This is a genomic window from Pseudomonas sp. 2VD (genome assembly GCF_005503585.1).
Taxonomy (GTDB): Bacteria; Pseudomonadota; Gammaproteobacteria; order Pseudomonadales; family Pseudomonadaceae; genus Pseudomonas; species Pseudomonas aeruginosa.
Genome location: NZ_SCND01000327.1, coordinates 1 through 6,682, shown reverse-complemented (window position 1 = coordinate 6,682; position 6,682 = coordinate 1). Strand labels below are relative to the sequence as shown.

The window sequence follows — 6,682 nt, the reverse complement described above, 5'->3', positions numbered from 1 at the left end:
GAGCTGGAGCAGGCGCGGGAAACCCTGCGCCAACGTGACGAGCAATGGCGCCGACGCATGCAGTTGGCCGGCGCGGTTTCGCGCGAGGAGGTCGCCAACGCCGGTCGCGCCCTGCGTATCGCCCGCGCCCGCGCCGAGGCCGCCGGGGCGGCGCTCGACCAGGCGCGGCTGGACCTGCGGCGCAGCGAGTTGCGCTCGCCGGTGGACGGCTATGTGACGCAGTTGCGCGTGCAGCCCGGCGATTACGCGGCGGCGGGCCGGACCAACATCTTCATCGTCGATCGGCGAAGCTTCTGGGTCACCGGCTATTTCGAGGAAACCAAGCTGCGCAATGTACAGGTCGGCGCGCCGGCGACGATCAAGCTGATGGGGTTCGATCCGCTGCTCGACGGCCATGTCGAGAGCATCGGTCGCGGTGTCGCCGACCTCAACGAAAGCCGTGCCGACAGCGGCCTGCCGCAGGTCAGCCCGAACTTCAGCTGGATACGCCTGGCGCAGCGCGTTCCGGTGCGCATCGAACTCGACCGGGTACCGGCGGGCGTGGTGCTTGCCGCCGGCATGACCGGCAGTGTCGAGGTGCTGCAGGCGGGGACCGCGCGGCACTGGCGGCTGACCCGCTGGTTGCAGGAGTACCTTTGATGGCGGCGTCGGCGTCCGGCGGGCGCGATTGGTACGCGGCGTTGCCGTTGCCCTGGCGGACCGACAGCCTGGGTTACGTGCTGCGCAGCATCGGCGCTGCCGCTCTGGCGCTCGGCCTGGGACTCTACCTGCAACTGGATTCGCCGTTTTCCGCGGCGTCCACTGTGCTGTTGCTGATCAATCCGGTGCAGGGGGCGGTGGTCGGCAAGGGCTGGTGGCGCGCCGTGGGTACCCTGATCGGCACGCTCGCTGCCTTCGTCCTGACCGCGCTGTTCGCCCAGAAGATGCTGCTGTTCGTCGTCGCCCTGGGTTTCTGGCTGGGTCTCTGCGTCGGCGTCATGAGCCTGGTCCGGCACTTCTACGCCACCGCCGCGGTGGTCGCCGGCTACACCGTGTGCCTGGCGCTGGGACCGGCCATGGTCGAGCCCGAGGCGGCCTTCGAGCACATCGTCACCCGCGCCTCGGCGGTAATCGTCGGGGTCTGCTGCCTGAGCCTGGTGACCGTGCTCTTCAGCCGCAGGACCGTGTCCGGGCGGGTGCGCCAGCGTCTCGTCTCGCTCTGCGCGGCGACGCTGGCGCTGGTCGCTGCGCGGCACGCCGGTGCGGCTGACGGGGAACTGGAGCGCCGTCGCCGGACGCTGGCCGGCGAGGTCTACGCGGTAGACGACCTGCTGGGCGTCGGTCGCGCCGAGTCGCGGGTGCTGAGCGCTGCGCTCCCGGCGATCCGCGGTGGCCTGGCGGCGCTGTTTTCCACGCTGATGGAGTTCCGCTTCGCCGGCGAGACGCATTGGGCCCGGCGCTTGGCGGAGCGCGGACTGGCGCTGCCGATGGCCGACGACCTGCGCCTGCTGGGCGGCCAACTGGAGCGCGGCGAGCTCGACTTCGCCGGCGCCGCGCGACGGCTCGCGAGCTTGCGCGGTCGCCTGGCGGCGATTCGGCGCGGACTTCCGACAGACCAAGCGGATGCCTGTCGCGAAGGGCTGTTCATGGAGCGTCTCGACGAGCAACTGGATGACCTGCAGGCCGCCCTGCGGGGGTTCGCCTGGCTCGACGGCCGGGCCCGCGCTGACGTCCGCCCAGCGGCCTTCCATCGACATTACCGCGAGGCCTTGCGCAACGGCGCGCGAGCCTGGCTGGCGATGCTGGTCGGCGGCGCCCTGTGGTTCCTCAGCGGGTGGGACCAGGGGCCGACCCTGCTGGCGGTGCTCGGCCCCTACTGCACGCTGCTGGCAGCCTCGCCCTTTCCCGCCGAGGGCACGCGCAATTTCATTCGCGGCACGCTCTACGCGATACCTGCCGCATTGCTCTGCAAATTCCTTCTGCTACCGCTGATCAACGGCCTTCCATTGCTGCTGCTGTGCCTCGCCTTCTTCTGGTCGTTCGGTATCCAGGCCACCACAGTGCCCAGGCGGGCGTTGCAGGGAATCGCCTACCTGATCGCCTTCAACACCCTGGTCGCCACCGGCAATCTCGCCCGCTTCGATTTCGGCGACTTCGCCAACCAGTCCTGCGCCTGGGTGCTGGCGCTCTGCATCAGCCTGCTGGTCTACCGCCTGCTGCCGAAGGACCTGGAACGGCATTCGGCGTCGCTGCTCGACCATCTGCGCCGCGAGACCCTCGCCTTGCTGCGTCGTCGCGCCGGTTTCGACGCGCATGCCTGGCAGGCCCGCCAGCAGCATCGCATCGCCCAGTTGGGCGCGCTGCATGGCATGGAACATCCGCGCAGCGCGCTGGCCCTGCGCCTGGGCTTCGTATCCCTGCAACTCGGCCGCGAGTCGCGGCGCCTGTGGCGCGCCCTGGCCGGGCTCGACCCGGCCGCCGCGGAGGCGCGGTGGATCGAGCGCGCACTGCGAGCCATCGCCGTCCGCCATCGCGATCCGCCGCTCGCCGCGCGGCACGCACGCCGTGCCGGCGCCCGCCTGGCGGCCGCCGGCGAGTGGCGCCTGGCCGCGATCCTCACCGACCTCGCCTGGTTGCTCCGGGCCTATTCGCAAAGCGTCTCGTCCGACGGGGCGCAGCATGGAGAAAAGACCTCATGAAAACCTCGTTCTTGCTGGCCTTGCTGCTGTCCTGCTGGTCCCAGGTCCAGGCGGCGGACGACGACGGGAAAGAGTTGCCGCCGATCGAGCGCTACGACTACGGCATGCCGCTGGACATCGAGCGGGTGCTTTCCGTCACGCCGGTGCCGGCCACCTGTGGCGTGGTGCCGCTGGTGATGCTCTACCGCGACAGCGCCGGACGCCTACATCGCTTGCAGTACCGAGGCCTTGGCGCGGGCTGTTCGCGGCACTGAGAAGCGGGCGCAGGCGCTGTCTCAGCGCGCCGCGCCTTCGATGATCGCCAGGACGTCGCCGATGGCGTGCTCCAGGTAGTCGCCCGCCTTGTACGCCGCAAGCGCCTGCGGACCGCCGTCGAGCACCGCCTGCGGCCGTTCGACGAAGCGTCCGAGTAGGTTGAACTCCTCGTCCAGCACCAGTACCAGCGGAATCGGGATTCGCTCCAGCGCCAGGCGCTGGCGTAGGTCGTCCTCGGCGCGGCCCTTGGAAATGATCGCCAGCTCGATGTTCGGTTGCAGGCGCTGCGCGAAGTCCAGCGCGGCCAGGTTGATCTGGCAGTCCGGGCACCACATTTCCCCGGCGACCAGCAGGCGATAGCGCCGTTCGATGCGTTGCAGGCGTTCCGTCAGCGCGCTCGGCAGCCCGTCGCTTTCCAGCTTCTGCCGGAACCGCGCGACCGCGCCCTGTTCCGTGGCCAGGCCATGGCCGACGAAGGCGGCGAAGTCTTCTCCGATATCGAACAGTTCCGCGTAAGAGGCCATGCTGGTTTCGCTCCTGTGCTTGGGGAGGGATGGCGCGGCGGATATGCCAGGCAGTCGCGCCACGCCGGGGCGGCCAGGGTAGCGCGCTCGCCGCGTCGCGGCGAGCGCCGGCGTGCTTCGCCGGGTCTGGTCGTTAGCATGGCGCGGCTGGTAAAAAGACAGCGCCCCCACTGCCCGCCAAGGCCCGCCCGATGCTGATCGACCTGCCTTCCACCCGTCCGGTCTTCGCCTATGCCCAGGATTATCTCCACGGCGAGCGCGTCGAGCTGCACCGGCATTCGCGCGCGCAATTGATCCATGCGCTCAGCGGGGTGGTCACGGTCGGCACCGCCGAGGGCACCTGGGTGGTGCCGCCGGGACGCGGTGTCTGGTTGCCGGCCGGTATCGAGCATGCCCTGCGTTTCGCCGGCCAGGTGCGCATGCGCACCTTGTTCATCGCCCCGCAGGCGCGCCACGACCTACCGCAGGACTGCCGGGTGGTGGACGTGCCGCCGTTGCTGCGGCAATTGATCGTCGCAGCGATGCGGATCGCCCCGGACTACCCGCCGGGCGGCCGCGACGAGCGGGTGATGGAGCTGATCCTCGATGAACTGCGGGTGCTGCCGATCCTCGCCCTGCATGTGCCACAGCCGGTCGATCCGCAACTGGCGGCGCTGTGCCGCAGCCTGCGCGCCGAGCCGGCCGCCGACTGGAGCCTGGGCGATGCCGCGCGTCGCCTGGGCGTCAGCCCGCGGACCCTGACTCGCGCCTTCCAGCGCGAAACCGGTCTCAGCTTCGTCCAGTGGCTGCGGCGCATGCGCCTGCTCGCCAGCCTCGATGCGCTGGCGGCAGGGCATTCGATCCTCGAGGTCGCACTGGACCTCGGCTACGACAGCCAGAGCGCCTTCAGCGCCATGTTTCGCCGGACCCTGGGCGTTTCGCCGAGCCTCTATTTCGGCCGCGGCGCCGCCTACGGGGTGGCCGAGGGCGACTGAGTTCAGTCCTTCTGGCGCAGCATCAGCGAGGCCAGGGCGCAGGCCAGGAGCGCCACGCAGGAAAGGTAGAAGGCGTCGGAGTAGGCCATCAGATAGGCCTGCTGGCGCACCCCGTGGTCGAGCAGGGCCAGCGCCTGCTGCTGCTCCGGCAGTTGTATCCGCACCTGGCCACCGCCCAGGCGCTGCTGCAGGGCGCCGTCGAAGATCGTCAGGGTCTCGCCGATCCGCTCGGAGTGGAAGCGCTCGCGCAGCGAGACCAGTTGCGTCAGCAGCGCGGTGCCGATCGCGCCGCCGAGGTTGCGCAGCATCGAGATCAGCGCCGAGGCCGAGCCGGCCTGGGCCTTGTCCAGGCCCTTCACCGCCAGTACCGAGAGCGCGACCATGATCAGCGGCTGGCCGATGCCGCGCACGACGATGGAGGGGATGATCACGTTGCGTCCCGCGTCGGCGTTCAGGTGCGCGCCCATCCAGCAGCCCAGGGCCATGATCGCGAAGCCGCCGGCCACCAGCAGCTTGGGGTTCAGCCAGCGCATCAGGCGCGGCAGCAGCGGCGCCAGGAGCAGTTGCACGAGGCCGTAGAGGATCAGGCTGTCGCCGATCTGCCGGGCGTTGAAACCCTGCAACTGGGACAGGTAGTTGGGCACCAGGAACACCAGGCCGAAGGTCGCCGCGCCGAACACCGCCATCGCCAGGCTGGACACGCCGAAGTTGTAGCTGCCCAGCAGGCGCAGGTTGATGAACGGCCGCGCGCCCCACAGTTGGCGCTGTACGAAGAGCAGCAGGGCGAGCACGGCGAGGACGGCGAAGGTGCGGATGAAGCCGGACTCGAACCAGTCGCGGCGGCCACCTTCCTCCAGCACGATCTGCAGCGCGCCGAGGCCGGCGACCATCGCGCCGATGCCGAGCCAGTCGGCCTGGCGCAGGCGTTCGCGGTCGCCGTCGCGGGGGCGGATCGACCAGGCCACCGCGGCCAGCAGGGCGATCCCCGGCAACAGTTGCAGGAGAAAGATCCAGCGCCAGGAATAGGCATCCGCCAGCCAGCCGCCGATCGACGGGCCGGCGGCCTGGGCCACGCTGTTGGAAAGGCTGAACAGCGCCATGCCGAGGGGTATCCGGCTGGACGGCAGCTCGGTGAGGATCAGTTGCATCGACAGCGGGATCAGCACCGCCCCCGAAGCCCCCTGGATCACCCGGATCAGGATCAGCGTCGACAGGTTCGGCGCCAGCGCGCAGCTCAGCGAACTGAGCAGGAACACCAGCGAGCCGAGGAGCATCACCCGGCGCAAGGAGAACACTTCCACCAGCCAGGCGGTAAGCGGGATCATGCTGATTTCCGCGACCAGATAGGCGGTGGAGATCCACGAGCCCTCCTCGAAGGTGGCTCCCAGCGCGCCTTCTATCTCCGGCAGCGCCGCGCTGGTGACGTGCACGTTCATGCCGGCCATGAAGCAGCCGAACAGGCCGCCGGTGACGGCGACCCAGGCACGCAGCGATACCTTGTCCTCAGCGCTCATCGGCGGAGGCTCCGTCCGGTTCGCGAGTGTCCACGGTGGCGATCACCGACATCCCCGGAAGCAGCCGGCCCCGCTCGGCGGCGTCGGCGTCCAGGCGGATACGCACCGGGAAGCGCTGGACGATCTTGGTGAAGTTGCCGGTGGCGTTGTCCGGCGGCAGCAGCGCGAATACCGCGCCGGAGGCCGGCGCCACGCTGTCGACGCGGCCGCGCCAGCGGCGGCCGAACGTGTCCACCTCCAGCTCTACCGGTTGCCCGGGGCGGATGCGTTCGAGCTGGGTCTCCTTGTAGTTGGCCACCACGTAGGCCTGCTCCAGCGGCACCACCGCCAGCAGCGGCAGCCCCGGCGTGACGTACTGGCGCAGGCGCACCTTGCGCTGGCCGACGCGGCCGGCGAATGGGGCGCGGATTTCGGTATCGTCCAGGGCGTGGCGCGCCAGTTCGCGCGCCGCCGCGGCTTCCTGCAGCTCCGCCTGGCGCTGGGCGAGCGCCGCCTCCGCCTCGCGTCGCCGGCTCTTCAGCACGTCCCTGGCGGCGCGCTGGCGGCCTTCCTCGGCGCTTGCCCGCCGCGCTGCCGCCCGCGCTCGCTGGTGCGCCGCGTCGGCATTCTCCAGGCGCTGGCGACTGGTGGCATGCTCGTCGGCCAATTGCCGGTAGCGTCGCCAGTCGGTCTCGGCGCGGCGCCATTCGGCTCGCGCCGCTTCGCCATCGGCGCGGGCGCGGCTGATCGTCTGCGCC

At 70.3% G+C, this 6,682-nt stretch carries 7 protein-coding genes; 4 read left to right on the top strand and 3 right to left on the bottom strand.

Annotated elements, in window-relative coordinates; translation table 11 throughout:
- From FFS27_RS25935 to FFS27_RS25925, 3 genes are all read left to right on the top strand, one after another.
- Nucleotides 1-639: HlyD family secretion protein (locus FFS27_RS25935; protein ID WP_137952292.1), on the top strand; the 639-nt coding region annotated here is incomplete at its 5' end.
- Entirely contained in the window at nucleotides 639-2,678 is a 2,040-nt protein-coding gene (locus FFS27_RS25930) for an FUSC family protein (protein WP_023101423.1), read from the top strand. The genes FFS27_RS25935 and FFS27_RS25930, both read left to right, overlap by 1 nt.
- Nucleotides 2,675-2,932, top strand: coding sequence for a DUF2790 domain-containing protein (locus FFS27_RS25925; protein ID WP_003107483.1), 258 nt, complete (start codon nucleotides 2,675-2,677; stop codon nucleotides 2,930-2,932). Before FFS27_RS25930 ends, FFS27_RS25925 begins: the two co-directional genes overlap by 4 nt.
- Nucleotides 2,933-2,953: 21 nt before the next feature.
- Here the strand turns inward: FFS27_RS25925 and FFS27_RS25920 are convergent, their stop codons facing one another.
- Nucleotides 2,954-3,457, bottom strand: coding sequence for a thioredoxin family protein (locus FFS27_RS25920; protein WP_003123117.1), 504 nt, complete (start codon nucleotides 3,455-3,457; stop codon nucleotides 2,954-2,956).
- Between the two features lie 191 nt (nucleotides 3,458-3,648).
- Between FFS27_RS25920 and FFS27_RS25915 the strand changes: the two genes are divergently transcribed.
- Nucleotides 3,649-4,431 (top strand): AraC family transcriptional regulator, encoded by a 783-nt coding sequence (locus FFS27_RS25915; RefSeq protein WP_003112041.1) that lies wholly within the window; start codon nucleotides 3,649-3,651, stop codon nucleotides 4,429-4,431.
- A 2-nt stretch (nucleotides 4,432-4,433) separates the two neighbouring features.
- On the opposite strand, the gene FFS27_RS25910 is transcribed toward FFS27_RS25915, so the two are convergent.
- Together FFS27_RS25910 and FFS27_RS25905 are read right to left on the bottom strand one after the other, a co-directional pair.
- Nucleotides 4,434-5,945 carry an MDR family MFS transporter gene (locus FFS27_RS25910; RefSeq protein WP_021264471.1) on the bottom strand — a complete coding sequence of 504 codons (1,512 nt, stop codon included), beginning with the start codon at nucleotides 5,943-5,945 and terminating at the stop codon, nucleotides 4,434-4,436.
- On the bottom strand, nucleotides 5,935-6,682 hold a 748-nt coding region (locus FFS27_RS25905; protein ID WP_137952291.1), incomplete at its 5' end, for an HlyD family secretion protein. The genes FFS27_RS25905 and FFS27_RS25910, both read right to left, overlap by 11 nt.